Origin of the sequence: Streptomyces albus subsp. albus, assembly GCF_000719865.1 — a bacterium.
In the GTDB taxonomy this organism is placed as follows: Bacteria; Actinomycetota; Actinomycetes; order Streptomycetales; family Streptomycetaceae; genus Streptomyces; species Streptomyces albus_E.
Map to the genome: position 1 here is coordinate 13,731 of NZ_JOID01000006.1, position 13,251 is coordinate 26,981.

The 13,251-nt window shown below is 72.5% G+C and carries 8 protein-coding genes; 4 read left to right on the forward strand and 4 right to left on the reverse strand.

Going from position 1 to position 13,251, the window contains the following annotated elements; translation table 11 throughout:
- Positions 1 to 109 precede the first annotated feature (109 nt).
- The 3 genes from IF83_RS0106795 to IF83_RS0106805 all read left to right on the forward strand — a co-directional run bounded on the left by IF83_RS0106795 (position 110) and on the right by IF83_RS0106805 (position 3,432).
- Complete coding sequence (locus IF83_RS0106795) at positions 110 to 634, forward strand: hypothetical protein (protein ID WP_051722540.1); 525 nt, start codon at positions 110 to 112, stop codon at positions 632 to 634.
- Between the two features lie 210 nt (positions 635 to 844).
- On the forward strand, positions 845 to 1,525 hold the full coding sequence (locus tag IF83_RS0106800; protein WP_030543136.1) for a formylglycine-generating enzyme family protein: 681 nt from the start codon (positions 845 to 847) through the stop codon (positions 1,523 to 1,525).
- 308 nt (positions 1,526 to 1,833) lie between these two features.
- The gene (locus IF83_RS0106805) at positions 1,834 to 3,432 is read left to right on the forward strand and encodes a hypothetical protein (protein WP_030543137.1); all 1,599 of its coding nucleotides are present in this window, start codon (positions 1,834 to 1,836) and stop codon (positions 3,430 to 3,432) included.
- Positions 3,433 to 3,594: 162 nt separating this feature from the next.
- On the opposite strand, the gene IF83_RS0106810 is transcribed toward IF83_RS0106805, so the two are convergent.
- Both IF83_RS0106810 and IF83_RS0106815 read right to left on the reverse strand, forming a co-directional pair.
- Positions 3,595 to 4,143 (reverse strand): hypothetical protein, encoded by a 549-nt coding sequence (locus IF83_RS0106810; protein ID WP_030543138.1) that lies wholly within the window; start codon positions 4,141 to 4,143, stop codon positions 3,595 to 3,597.
- A gap of 175 nt (positions 4,144 to 4,318) precedes the next feature.
- Positions 4,319 to 7,384: a carbohydrate binding domain-containing protein gene (locus IF83_RS0106815; protein ID WP_030543139.1), complete on the reverse strand. Its 3,066-nt coding sequence runs from the start codon at positions 7,382 to 7,384 to the stop codon at positions 4,319 to 4,321.
- Between the two features lie 433 nt (positions 7,385 to 7,817).
- Between IF83_RS0106815 and IF83_RS0106820 the strand changes: the two genes are divergently transcribed.
- Positions 7,818 to 8,735, forward strand: coding sequence for an SAM-dependent methyltransferase (locus IF83_RS0106820; protein WP_030543140.1), 918 nt, complete (start codon positions 7,818 to 7,820; stop codon positions 8,733 to 8,735).
- A gap of 179 nt (positions 8,736 to 8,914) precedes the next feature.
- Here IF83_RS0106820 and IF83_RS0106825 read toward each other — a convergent pair whose 3' ends face one another.
- Both IF83_RS0106825 and IF83_RS0106830 read right to left on the reverse strand, forming a co-directional pair.
- Positions 8,915 to 11,596 (reverse strand): aminotransferase class III-fold pyridoxal phosphate-dependent enzyme, encoded by a 2,682-nt coding sequence (locus IF83_RS0106825; protein ID WP_051722515.1) that lies wholly within the window; start codon positions 11,594 to 11,596, stop codon positions 8,915 to 8,917.
- Positions 11,593 to 13,203 carry a cytochrome P450 gene (locus IF83_RS0106830; protein ID WP_051722516.1) on the reverse strand — a complete coding sequence of 537 codons (1,611 nt, stop codon included), beginning with the start codon at positions 13,201 to 13,203 and terminating at the stop codon, positions 11,593 to 11,595. The genes IF83_RS0106825 and IF83_RS0106830 overlap by 4 nt, the downstream gene beginning before the upstream one ends.
- Positions 13,204 to 13,251: the final 48 nt, after the last annotated feature.

Here is a 13,251-nt window from a genome sequence, read left to right on the forward strand (position 1 = left end):
CCGGTTTTGGATTCGGATCCCGGATGCCGGCCGCCCCGACCCCCACAAGGAGGCAGCACCAGTGAAGAGGCCCGCACTGCTCGGCACGGCCGCGTCCGTACTCGCCCTGATGACGCTCATCGGGACACAGAGCGCCGCCACCGCGGCCCCGTTCCCCGCAGCGCCCGCGTCCGCCCCTGTCTCCGCCCCGGTGGCGGTGCCGGCGGCGGAGTCCACGGCCGCCGTCACCAAGCTCACCCACGCCCAGGCCACCGCGCGGCTCTCCGCCGCCGGGATCTCCTGGCGCTCCAGCGGCAATTGCAGCGACCGGAACAACCCGACCTGCACCTCCTTCGAGCAGGTCAACCTGGCGACGATCCAGGGCGCCGAGACCCTGAAGTCGGCCAGCCGCTGCGCCGTGACGATCACGGGCGGCACGGAGACCGGCCACGCCTCCGGCACGTACAGCCACTGGAACGGCTACAAGCTCGACTTCAACCCGACCACCTGCCTGTCGGGCTACATTACCGGCACCTTCACCTACATCGGGGACCGCGCCGACGGCGCCGCCCAGTACAAGGCCGCCTCGGGCAACATCTACGCCCGGGAGAGCAACCACTGGGACGTCACCTTCTACAGCTGCGGCGGCTGCTGACGCACCGCCGGTTCGAACGGCCCCGCCGCACGGCGCCGGCGCGTCCCGCGGGGGGGCCGCTCCGCCCCGGACGCCGAGGCCGGGCGCGGAGGCCGGACGCGGACGCACCGCACAGCCGGTGCCGGCACGGGCCCGCCGGTCCGAAGGAGCACTGAGCGAAACCAACGGATCGGTAGGGTGGCTCCCGTGGACGTGCACGGGGGAAGCGAAATGGTCACCGTCCCGGCCGGGCGGGTGACGCTCTCGGACCGGCGGACGCAACGCAGTTGGACCATCGAGGTCGCGTGTTTTCGCATGGCGGCCTTCCCGGTCACGCAGGCGTCGTACGCATCGGTCACGGGCGAGCGGCCGAGTGCGGCGCACGACGGGCGGCTGCCCGTGGAGAGCGTGTCCTGGTGGGACGCGGTCCGCTTCTGCAACGCCCTGTCCAGGCGCGAGGGGCTGACGCCCGCGTACCGCCTCCCCGCCGCCGGAGCGGCAACCGGTACGGGCGCCGAAACGGCCGGGGAGGCCGACTGGGACCCCTCGGCCGACGGCTACCGGCTGCCGACCGAGGCCGAGTGGGAGCACGCCTGCCGCGCCGGAAGCGGCGGCCCGCGCTACGGACCGCTCGACGAGATCGCCTGGCACCGCGGCAACTCGGGGGAGCGGATGCACGAGCCGGGCCGCAAGCGGCCCAACGCCTGGGGCCTGTACGACATGCTGGGCAACACCTGGGACTGGTGCTGGGACCTCTACGATCCCGAGGTCTACGGCCCCTACCGGGTGCTCCGCGGCGGCGGATGGTTCGACGAGCACTGGAGCTGCCGGGCCTCCGTCCGGCGCCGCAGCCACCCCACCTTCCGCACCGACGACGTCGGTTTCCGCGTCGCGCGCTCCACGGTGCTCTGAGCCGGCCCGGTGCCCGGTCGCCGGGACGGGAGAAGCGCCGGAGGTTCACGCCGTACGGAACCGCTTCTGCGCTCCTGCGGTCATGCGGTCATCCGATGAGGTGCCTCTCGTTCACTCACTTGGGTGAACGCTTCCCCTGGTGGACGGCGCCGGGCGCGTGGGCCCGTGAGGGTGGTAACTCACCCCGCTGACAAGGGAGATGAGCCGACGACTGCCCCCGGTGGCCGCCGTCGCCGTCGCCGGTGCCGTCACCCGGACGCGGGTCGCAGTCGTCCGCGGAAGAACCCGGGTGGAAGAGGGGGAGGCGCATGCAGCAGTTGTACGTCGTCGGTTTCGAGGTGTCCGAGGTGCCGGTGGCGTCTGGGGTGTCCGGGGTGTCCGAGGCGCCGTCGGCGGAGGGCCTCGGAGGGGGAGGGCCCGGCGCCTTCGGGCGCCTGGTGGCGCATATGGAACAGCATGTCGAGCCGAGGACGACGGGGCTGACCGGCGGCGCGCTGATGGCGGAGAAGGGCGCGATCGACATCGCGGCGCTGTGGCAGGGCCGCCCCGACCAGCGGGTGAGCTGGAATCCGGTCACCGTGGCGGCGGACGTGCGCGCGCTGCGGATGGAGATCGAGCAGGATCTGCCGCACGGGGGCGGCCGGTTCCTCTGCCGGCTGACCGCCTCCCAGCACGGGGCGGTCACCGGTTTCCGCGTGGTGATGGGTCGGAAGAACGACGGGCTGCTCGCGCCGGCCCGGGTGGAGGACCTGAAACCGCCCCGGGCCCTCAAGGCGATCATGAAAGACGGCTCGCTCCGCTGCACGGACGGCGGCGACAGGATCACGGCCATGGTGCTGCCGGCGCTCACCGCGCAGATCCCCGGCGTACGCGCCCAGTTGCGGGACCCCCGGCGCCGTCTCCCGGTGCTCGTCGTCTCCTCGGTCCGCACGGTCGGTCCGCCCGCGGACTTCGCCCGCAGGGCCGCCGGCCGCCTCGCCGGTCTGGCCCATGTGGTCCTCGTCTCCGGCTGGCTGGCCTTCCACGCCTTCAACGCGGACATCGGCCCGCATCTGCTGCCCCGTGACGGCGCCCGGCTGTACTGGCCCGGTATGGAGGCGCGCCCGCCGTGGTGGGAGGCGGACGACCTCTACGGCGACCACGACGCGCTCCTGGGCAAGCTCACCCGCCTCCTCTCCCCGCTCAGCGTGGTCGCCCGGGGGCGGGACCGGCTCTGGGACGCCGTCCGCGCGGCGGAGACCGACGCCCTGCTCGACGACCTCGCGGACACCGAGAGCGAACAGGTCGGCGGTCTGCTCAAGGCCCTGGACGACGAGCGGGAGCAGTCGGTCGGACTCCTGGTGCGGAACGAGGAGCTGGAGAACCAGGTCGCCCGGCTGCAGATCGAGATCGCCAACCTGAGCGCGCAGCTGGGAGCGCTGTCCACGCCCGCCGCCGAGCCCGAGGAGGTCCGGGAACGGCCGCCGGGCGAGCCGAGGGACTTCAGCTCCGACTGGTCGCGGTGGACCGAGGTGTCCGGCGGGGCGCTGGTGTTCACCGCCAACGCCAGGGACGAGTGGAGCCGGTGCTCGTACCCCTATCCGGACCGCATGTGGGAGGCGCTGGAGACGCTGGCCGAGCTGGCCAGGGAGTGGAGGAAGCGGCGGGGGAGCCTGGGCCGGTCGCTGGTGTCCTGGATCGGTGACCAGACCCCGCTGGTGTACGCGCCGCTGGACGAAGGGCTGAGAAGGGCCAGGCTCCATGAATTCACCTTCGAGGGGCGGAGGAAGCCCTACGACCGGCAGCCGCACATCAAGCTCGACGACCACACCACCCCCGACCGCGTCGGGCGCGTCTACTTCGCGATCGACAACGAGTCGTACCGCTGGATCGTCGACCATGTGGGGCTGAAGCTCTACGGGCGGTAGCGGGCCGGCAAGTTCGTGACCCGGGCCCGCCCGGGGCCCGGCGCTCCCGCGGCCCGGCCCGGGCGCGCTCCCTGCGGGCGGCGGGGCGCGGGACAGAGGGCTTGAGCGTGCTCCTGCCCCGCGCCCCGGGAACGCCCGGCACGGGGAAGCGGCGGATCCGGGTCAGGCGTAACCCTTGCGGGTCTTGGTGCAGCGGAGGTTCTTGCCTCGCTTGGTGGTGCAGAGCTGGAGCCACACCGGGGTGCCCTCCTTGATGCTGAGATCCTTCTCGTCGGTGGAGTTCCTGCCCCCGCCGGCGTAGACGGAGGCCCGGTGGGAACCCCAGGTCAGATAGGCGCGGGCGCCGTAGCCGTCGGCCTTGTAGTCGGAGACCACCAGCTTCTCGCGGAAGTCGTAGAAGTACGCGCCCGCGCGGGGGGTGCGGAACGACACCGTCCGGCCTTGTGCCGTCCGTGGGTGCCGGGCGTGCTGCCCGTGCCGGGCCTCCTGCGCGTGCTGTGCGTGCTGCCCGTGCTGTGCGTGCTGTGCGGTCCAGATGTCCCGGGCGTCCCGGGCGTCCCGGGCGCCCCGCCCTCCGGAGTCCAGGGCCGACGCGGTGGCCGCCGTCAGGGCGAGGGCGGTCAGGGCGGCCGTGCCGGCCAGGGCCGCCCTGGCCGCCCTGGCCGCCCTCGGTCCCCTCGCCGTCCGGCAGGGGCCGGTGCTGCGGTACATCAGTGCTCCTTCTGGTCGCTTTCGCGCAAGATGGTGCACTGTGTCCGTCCGGTGGGGCGTGGGGGCGGACGGTGACACGGGGTGCGTAACTCGGTCGGGGGAACGGGGCCTTGGGGCCGGACGGCTCTGCCGCCGCCCGGCCCCCGGCCCCGCCCCCGGGGTCCGCCGCCGCGCCCTACTTCAGATACGGCCCGTCGCCGCCGACCTTGCCCGGGGCCGCGTTCGCGCCGCCGAGGTCCAGGACGTAGACGCGCAGATTGCCCTTGCCGGGTGCGCCGACCGTCAGCGTTCCGTCGGTGACCCGCCGCGTGTCGCCCGTGACGGCGTCGGTGTACGTGCCGTCCGGGATGCCGCTGAACGTGGCCCCGTCCGTCACGGTGACCAGCGCGAAGCTGTCCGTGCCGCCACCGGTGTACCGGCGCTTGAACGCCATGTCCCCGCTGATGCCCTCGGTCGAGTACTGGCCCATCTGGAGGGCGGGGACGGCCCGGCGGATCTGGTTGAGGCGTTGCACATGCCGGGCCAGCGGCCGGGCGAGGGTGTCCGCGACCTCTCCGCTCGCCGACTCCACCGTGCCGAAGCCGGACGCCTTCACTTCGCCGGCCAGATGGCCGCCGAAGTACGCGCGGCCGGTGTCCGCCAGCGGGCAGCTGGGCCCGCAGTCGATTTTCTGGCCCTTCTGGAACTCGACCTCGGAGCCGTAATAGAGGGTCGGGATGCCGCGGAAGGTCCACATCAGCGCCATGTTCTCGGCCCAGGCGTCGGTGCCGCCCGCGTAGCGTTCGCTGCTCTTGTTGGGGCCGTAGTCGTGGCTGTCGACGTAGACGACGTTGTATGTGGCGTCGTTGTAGCTGTCGTCGCTGTCCTTGCCGTTGTGGAAGGCGTTGCGGGCGTCACCGAAGTTCATGTGCATCCGCATGTCGATGACGTTCATGCCGGAGAACCGGCTGCGGTCGGGGGTGCGATACGCGTTGCCGTCGAGGAAGGCGTTCCGCGACACCGGCTGGTTCGCCGGGCCCTGGGCCTGCTCCCAGTCGTACATCTCCAGGGCGGCCGCGGCGTCGTCCGCGCTGTACTCCTTCCGCTCCTTCCAGGTGTAGAACTGCGCGGAGTGGTTGACCGAGCCGCGGTTCCACTTGTCGTTGACGAAGGCGGCGACCTCGCCGAAGACGAAGAAGTTGCGGGCCGCCTCGGCGCCGTGCTTCGCCGTCACCCGCTCCTGGATGGCGGGGAGGAAGCGGCGGTTCCAGGTGGTGCGGGGGATGTGCACTGCGGTGTCGACGCGGAAGCCGTCCACGCCCATGTCGACGTACTTGTTGTAGGCGCCGATCAGATAGTTCTGCACCTGCGCGTTCTCGGTGTTGAAGTCGGCGAGGTCGTCGTGGAGCCAGCAGGAGCGGGAGTCCTCGTCCTCCCAGTTCCCGATCCAGCAGTTGTGGTAGAGCGACTTCGGGAACATGCCCGATGTGGGGCTCGGCCACTGGCAGTTGTAGAGCTGGTAGCCCTCGGGGGACGTGCCGCCGGTGGGCTTGCCCCAGTTGAGGCAGGTGTTGCCGGAGGGCTCCTCGGTGGACCACAGGTCGCCGTTGTAGTACGACTTCCCGGACTTCGGTTCCACGGTCAGGCCGTCGTACGCGAAGCCGTCGTCCGGCTCGTCGTAGTACCAGCTCCAGTCGGCGTCGCGGACCCCGTAGACCGTGGGCGTGAACAGGCCCTTGGCGCCCCAGCGGGAGCTGTGGTCGTAGACGACGTCCTGATAGATCTTCATGCCCTTGGCGTGGGCGGCGTCGATCAGGTCCTGGTACGAGGCGCCGGCGGACTCCAGGCGGGGGTCGACGCGGTAGAAGTCCCAGCCGTGGTAGCCGTGGTAGTCGTAGTCGGAGCGGTTCAGCACGACCGGGGTGATCCAGACGGCGGAGAAGCCGAGCCCCTTGATGTAGTCGAGCTTGTCGACGAGGCCCTTGAAGTCGCCCCGGAACATGGGGTCGTCGTTCGCCGCGTTGCCCGACTTCTCGTGCTGGCTGCCGCCCCGGTTGTTCGCCGGGTCGCCGTCGTTGAAGCGCGCGGTGAGGACGAAGTAGACGGGGTCCTTGCGCGGGTCGGTGCCCAGCGGCTTCCCGGCGGCGGGGGTGGCCGGCCGCGAGCCGGTGGTGGCGGTGGCGGCCTCCGAGGCGGGGGAGACGTTGCCGGCGGCGTCCACGGCGCGGACGGTGTAGCGGTAGGCGGTCTTCTCCTCCAGGCCCGTGTCGGAGAAGACGGTGGAGCCGGTGTCGGCGACGAGGGTGCCCCCGCTGCCGCCGGTGCGGGTCACCTGGTAGCGGGTGACCGCGCGGTCGTCGGTGGAGGGCTCCCAGGTGAGGACGACCGACGTGCCGTCGGCGTCCGCCGACACACCGGTGGGGGCCGTCGGGGCCTCGGTGTCCGGGTCCTCGGCCGCGCACGGGTCCTTCGCGCCGCCGGTGACGGTCCCGTTCTCGACGGTGCTCCGGCCGGCGGGGATCGTGTAGTCGGCGCCGTTGTTGTTGTCCCAGACGCCGTTGCCGTTGTTGAAGGCGGCTTGCAGCTTCGGGGCGTCGCCGAGGTCGACGGACTTCCGCATCCAGCCGGTGCAGGCCGGTTCCATGCCGATGCCGGGGACGGTGGTCCAGGCGCCGCCCTCGGGACGGTAGTGGAGGTTCGCGGTGGTCCAGCCGGTGCGGGAGGTGGCGTAGTAGACGGTGGCGGTGCCGGCCGTGCCGCCGGTGTCGTCACCGCCGTCGCTGTCGCCGGGTGCCGGTTCCGGGTCCGTGCCGGCGCACGGGTCGCTGTGGGCCACCGTCCCGTCCTGGACCGTGATGGCGCCGGTACCCAGGTCGTAGTTCTCGCCCGCGTTGTTGTCCCAGGTGCCGGCGCCGTCGGTGAACGTGGCCCGGAGTCCGGAGGCGCTGCCCAGGTCGACGGTCTTCTTCACCCAGTCCGTGCAGGCCTCCTCCATCACCTCGCCCGGGGCTGTCGTCCAGGAGCCGCCGTCGGGGGCGTAATGGAGGTGGTAGGCCTGCCAGTTCCTCGTCCTGGTGGAGTAGAAGACCGTCGCGGTGTTGTCCTCCGCGGCGGCCGTGGTGGCCGCGGGGGCGGCGGTTGTGGTGGTGCCGGCCGCGGTCTTTCCGGCCGCCGGGCCGGCGGCGAGCAGCGCGGGCAGCACGGCGGCCGCCGCGACGGCCGCGAGGGCGCGCGCGAGCGGCCGGTGTGGGGTGGGTTTCATGCAGGCTCCATGGGGGCGGAGGGCTGCCGCGGCCCGGGGTGGCCGCGGTTTGACCGACTGACGGGCACGGACGCCGAGGGGTGCGGCGCCGTGCGACTTCGCCGGGAATCCCTGACGCGCCTCCGGGTTCTGGCGAGCACTGCTCATACGGCCCGCGGCGGTCCCGCCGTGCTCCCGCCGTGAGCGGGGACCGCACAGTGATGGAACTTGCTGCAAGCCGTTGCAGCGAGCATTGCCCGTACATGACAGTTCCGTCAACAGCCCTGCGGTAACGGGTCATTGGGAGACCGGGCTCGGGCCGGCGGGACGGGCGGAGAGGGCGGAAGGGCCGGCGCCCGCGGCACTCGACGCTGCCCATGCGCCCATGGGCCCGAGGCACGGACTGATGGAGGATCTGCCGCGTTCCGCGCCGTCCGACGATGAGGAGTTCCGCATGCACGAGGAAAGCCCGGCCGGGAAGCCCGCCCCGTCGTCCGAGGACGTCGGCCGGCTCTACGACGAGAACACCGAGGTCGTCGACGGCGCGGCGGGCGGCAACATCCACTCCGGATACTGGGAGAGCGCCGCCGACCGCAGTTCCCTCGACGAGGCGACGGACCGGCTCACCGATCTGGTCACCGGCCGCCTCTCCGTGGAGCCGGGGCAGCGGCTGCTCGACGTCGGATGCGGCACGGGCAGTCCCGCGTTACGCGTCGCCGCCGGCCACGAGGCGAAGGTGGTCGGGATCTCCGTCAGCCGGGAGGAGATCGCCCTCGCCCGGGCGCGGGCGGCGGAGGCCGGGCTCACCGGCCGGGTGTCCTTCGCGTACGCGGACGCCATGGCGCTGCCGGTCGGGACGGAGCCCTTCGGGGCGGACTCCTTCCACGGGGCCTGGGCGATCGAGTCGCTCATGCACATGTCCGACCGGGCCGGGGCACTCGCCGCCGTCGCCCGGACGCTGCGGCCCGGCGGGCGGCTGGTGGTCGCGGACGTTCTGCTGCGGCGGCCCGTCCACGGTGAGACCGCGCAGTTCGTCGAGCAGATGTGCCAGGCGTTCCAGGCACCCGGCCTGCCCGGGCCGGAGGAGTACCGGGACGCCGTGCGCCAGGCCGGCCTGGAACTGCTGGAGTTCACGGACATCGGCGAGAACGTCCGCCCCACCTACCGGGCCTTCGCGCGGATCCTGGCGGGAGCCGGCGGCCACGGCGGTCCCGCGGACGGTGGCGGCGAGGGCGCGGACGGCGGAGGCGCCGCGGAGGAGGACGGGAACGAGTTCCTCGACTCCGCCGACGCCCTGCCCCGCTTCGGGGACCTGCCGGAGATCGGCTACGTCCTGCTGGTCGCCCGGCGGCCGTCCGCGCCGCCCGCCTGAGCACGGCCGTATGGCATCGCGGCTCGGCGGCCCGGGGCTCTCGGCGGCCCGGGGTCCGGTGGCCCGCGCACGCTCCCCCGTTCTCCTCCGGATGCGGCGGAGAACGGGGGAGGGGCGGCGGCCGGGCGGGGCCGGGGGCTTCGCGGGAGGGGCGCTCCCGCGCGGGGAGGTGCGTGCGGTCAGGTGACGAACAGCCCCGCGGTCTTCATCTCGCCGACCGAGCGGTCGAAGCTCGTGAGCACGCTCGCCACGTCCTCGTCCGTGTGGGCGGCCGAGAGCAGGAAGGCGTGCAGTTCCGGCAGGTAGACGCCGTACATCCGCATCCAGTACGCGAGGGCCGTCGTCGCGCGGAAGTCGACGCCGTGGAGGCTGTCCCGGAAGTACGGGAGGTCCCGGTGGGTGAAGGCGAGGGAGAAGACCGAGTGACGGGCCCTCAGCCGCATCGGCACACCATGGTCGTCCGCGACCGCCCGCATGCCGTCGGCCAGCAGCTCCGTGCGGCGCTCCAGCTCCGCGTAGACGCCCGGGTTGTCCCGCAGATGGGTGAGGGCGGCGAGGCCCGTGCTGCAGGACAGATGGTTGCCGCTCATCGTGCCGCCCAGGAAGCCGCGTTCCTCGGCGTCGCGGAACGGGTCGCCGGTCGTCCGGCCGTACTCGATCATCTCCGCCGTGCCCACCAGCGCGCCGCACGGCAGCCCGCCGCCGATGATCTTGCCGAGCACGGTGAGGTCCGGGGTGATGCCGGTGAGCGTCTGCACCCCGCCGTACGCCACCCGGAAGCCGGAGACCACCTCGTCGAAGACCAGCGGGATGCCGAGTTCGGTGCAGAGTTCGCGGAGCGCGGCCAGATAGTCCCGGTCGATGCCGCCCGCGGTCGTCGGCAGCGGTTCCACCAGGACCCCGGCCACGTCGGAGGCGTTGCGGCGCAGGACGTCCAGGCTGCGCGGGTGGCCGAACTGGAGCACGAGCGTGTCCCGGACGGTGCCCGCGGGGGTGCCCGGGCAGCCGGCGACCGCCTCCGGCATGTCCCGCGGCCCCGCCACCCGGAACCAGGAACTCACCATCGCCTGGTCCGAGAAGCCGTGGAAGTGCCCCTCGAACTTGGCGATCCGGCGGGCCCCCGGCCGGCGCACCCGGCACAGCCGGATGGCGTGCAGGGCGGACTCCGTACCGGAGTTCGAGAAGACCGCCCGGTCGGCACCCGGGAAGGCGTCGGTCAGGAGTTCGGCCAGGGCCACCTCGGGCTCGTGGCCCAGTGCGTTGATGTTGCACGTGGCGGCCGCCGAGCGCAGGGCTTCCTGGACGACGGGGTGGCCGCGGCCCAGGACGGCCGGCCCGCCACCGCCCCCCAGGTCGATGTACTCGTTGCCGTCGATGTCCGTCAGCCGTGCCCCGCTGCCCTCGGCGATGAACAGGGGGTACGCGCTGGGGAAGAAGTAGCGGTCGAGATGGGTCGCGGCCACCAGTGACCGCCGGGCGCGGTCCCGCATCGCGAGCGACTTCGGCGTGGCCGCCGCGAAGTACGCGTCGAAGCGCTCCTTCACCGCGCCGCCGAGGGAGGTCGAGTAGCGGTCCGCGAAGCGGCGGGTGTTCTCCCAGATGTCGAGCTCCGGATCGATCTGGGCCATGAAGCCCTCGCACGAGAGCATCGCCAGCTCGCCCTTGGTGTAGGCGGCCGTGTACGCGGCGCCGTGCCGGCGCAGCACCTGGCTGACGTCCTTGAAGAAGTCCGTGCCCGACCAGCGGTCGGAGGCCGTCTTGAAATGGTGGACGAAGACGTCCTTGAGGGCGGTGGTGTACGCGTCGTCGGCCAGCAGGGCTTCCGCGGACTCCGCGCCGGTGTCCGTCTCCACGAAATACTCCGTGAAGCGGCGGACCGCCAGGTCCCAGCGGTGGTGGATCGCCGCGTTGTTGAAGGAGACCAGACCCCACTTCTCGGCCTCGGTGTAGTACGCGGTGATGCCGAAGTCGAGCAGGGTGAAGCAGCCGTCCCGGGTGAGCAGGATGTTGCCCGGGTGCAGATCGCCGTGGCAGGCGCCGTCGAGGTACAGCATCGTCAGCAGGATGTCCTGGAGCCGGCGGGCGAGCTCCTTCGGCGGGACGTCCACCCGCGCGAAGTCGCTCCCCCTGATTCCCTCCACGTACTCCATGACCAGCACCCGGTCGGTGGAGAGCTCCGGGTACGCGCGGGGGACGCGGACGAAGGGGTGGCCCGCGAAATTCTCCGCGACGGCCGTCATGTTGGCGCGTTCCGTCTCCATGCTGAGCTGCTCCGCGAGCAGCCGGCCGATCTCGGCGACCCGCCGCGGCATCCGCAGCGGGCGGAGGGGCGGCAGCAGGGCGTGAGCGGTTCCGACGAGGCCGCGCAGCAGCGCCAGGTGCAGCCGCATGGCGGCCGGCACGCCGCGCTTGACCACCTTGACCGCGACGCGGGTTCCGGCGTCGCCCGCCTCCGCGTCCCCGTCCCTGAGGGTCGCGTGGTGCACCTGGGCGATGGAGGCGCTCGCGACCGGGACGGGGGCGAAGGAGGAGAAGACCTGGTCGAGCGGTTTGCCGTACGCCTTCTCCAGCGTCCGTACGACCCGCCGCGGGCCCATCGCGCGCCCGCCGTCCTGCAGGAGGCGCAACTCCGCGACGGCGCCCGGGGGGAGGAGGTCGGAACGGGTGGAGAGGATCTGCCCGAACTTGACGTACATCGGGCCGAGGAGGGTGCAGAGGCGCCGGAGGCGGCGGCCGAGCCTGCGGCCGTCGGAGGCGGACGGGGCGGCGGCGCCGGCGCCGGCCGCGGGGGAGGGGGCCTCGGTGCCGCTGCCCTTGCCGGCGCCGGTGTTCCCGCCCGTTCCGGTTCCGGTGGTGGTCATGCGGTCCTCCGTCCGGCCTGGCCGGCCTGTCCGTCCCGGCTGTCCCGTCCGTCCTGCCCGTCCTGCCCGTCCTGTCCGGGCCGGGTGCCGCCGACCGCGCCGGAGCGGGGGCGGACCTCCAGGTGGACGCCGCCGCCGGGGTGCAGGGTGGTCAGCGGTTGCGGCCGGACCGGCGGCCGGCCCGGCGGCAGCGTGAAGCGGTGGCGCTGCGCGATGGCCAGCAGCACGAGCTGGAGCTCCACCAGGGCGAAGTGCTGCCCGATGCAGATGCGTTCACCCGCGCCGAACGGCATGTACGCGTGCCGGTTCCGGCCCTTCGACCGCACGGGGGTGAAGCGGTCCGGGTCGAAGACGTCCGGATCCTCCCAGTACTCGGGGCGGCGGTGCAGGATGTAGCTGTTGATGTAGATGTTCGACCCGGCGGGGATGCGGTAGCCGCCGAGGACGTCCTCCTCGCGGGCCCGCCGCATGAACTGCCAGGCGGGCGAGTACATGCGCAGCGTCTCCTCGACCACCCTGCGGGCGTACGGCGTGCGGCGCAGATCGTCCATGCCGGGGGGCCGGCCGCCGAGCACGGTGTCGATCTCCTCGTGCAGCCGGGCCTCGATCTCCGGGTGCTCCGCCAGGACCTGGAAGGCCCAGGCCATGGCGTTGGTGGTGGTCTCGTAGGCACCGACGACGATGTTGAGCACCTCGTGGTGCAACTGCTCGAAGTCCATGCCGCCGCCGTCCTGTTCGTCGACGGCGTTCATGAGCAGGTGCAGCAAGTCGATGCCGTCGCCGGGCTTCCCGGATCCGGCGGTGTGCGCGGGGGTGCTGCCGCGTTCGATGAAGGCGGACACGCAGTCGTCCATGCGCCGGATCGCCCGGCGCAGCCGGCGGTGCGCCGGAGTCGGCACGGAGAGCGGGGGAAACGGGAAGCGGAAGAACCGGCCCAGGATGTCGTTGGTCTCCGTGAACGCCTCGGCGAAGCGGCGTGCCGTCTCGCCGACCTGGGCGCTGAAGAGCGTGCGGGTGACGATGTGCAGCGTCAGCTCGCTGAACTCCGCGCTCAGGTCCGCCACCTGGCCCGGGCGGTACCGGTCCCGCCAGCGGTCGAGCATGCGGTTCGTCTCGTCCGTCATGCCGTCGACGAACCGGGCGACCACGGCCGGGCGGAACGCGGGCTGCATCATGCGGCGCTGACGCATGTACAGCTCACCGCCCGGGTTGGTGATCAGCCCGTTGCGCAGCACGGGACGGACGAGCTTGTAGAGCAGCACTTCCTTGTCGTACTTGTGCCGGTTGCCGACGAGCACCCGGTGGATGTGGTCCGGGTTGTTCAGGACGATGACGGGCATGCCGAACAGGCGGAAGCGGAAGATGTCCCCGTACTCCGCCGCGGCCCGCTCCAGGAAGCCGATCTGGTCGCCGCTGAAACGGGGGCGGCTGCCGTCGGGGCCCTTGACCGGGCGGGCGGTCGGAATGGCACGGAGAGGGCCCGGCTCGTCCGCCGCGACGGTGGTCGTCGGGGACGGGGACGGGGCTGCGGTTGGGGATGCCGACTCCCCCGGGTCCGGGGCGGCGGCCGGGTCGGGGGTGCTCTGCGGGGAGGGACGCGGGGGCAAGCCACTCACCCTTTCTGTCAGTGGGAGGCGGGTCTGTCAGTGGGAGGC

What these genes read in the sequence shown, in the direction of transcription:
- IF83_RS0106800 (WP_030543136.1), top strand. Translation starts at nt 845, where the DNA reads ATGGTCACCGTCCCGGCCGGGCGGGTGACGCTCTCGGACCGGCGGACG.
- IF83_RS0106810 (WP_030543138.1), bottom strand. Translation starts at nt 4,143, where the DNA reads ATGTACCGCAGCACCGGCCCCTGCCGGACGGCGAGGGGACCGAGGGCG.
- IF83_RS0106825 (WP_051722515.1), bottom strand. Translation starts at nt 11,596, where the DNA reads ATGACCACCACCGGAACCGGAACGGGCGGGAACACCGGCGCCGGCAAG.
- IF83_RS0106820 (WP_030543140.1), top strand. Translation starts at nt 7,818, where the DNA reads ATGCACGAGGAAAGCCCGGCCGGGAAGCCCGCCCCGTCGTCCGAGGAC.
- IF83_RS0106795 (WP_051722540.1), top strand. Translation starts at nt 110, where the DNA reads ATGACGCTCATCGGGACACAGAGCGCCGCCACCGCGGCCCCGTTCCCC.
- IF83_RS0106815 (WP_030543139.1), bottom strand. Translation starts at nt 7,384, where the DNA reads ATGAAACCCACCCCACACCGGCCGCTCGCGCGCGCCCTCGCGGCCGTC.
- IF83_RS0106805 (WP_030543137.1), top strand. Translation starts at nt 1,834, where the DNA reads ATGCAGCAGTTGTACGTCGTCGGTTTCGAGGTGTCCGAGGTGCCGGTG.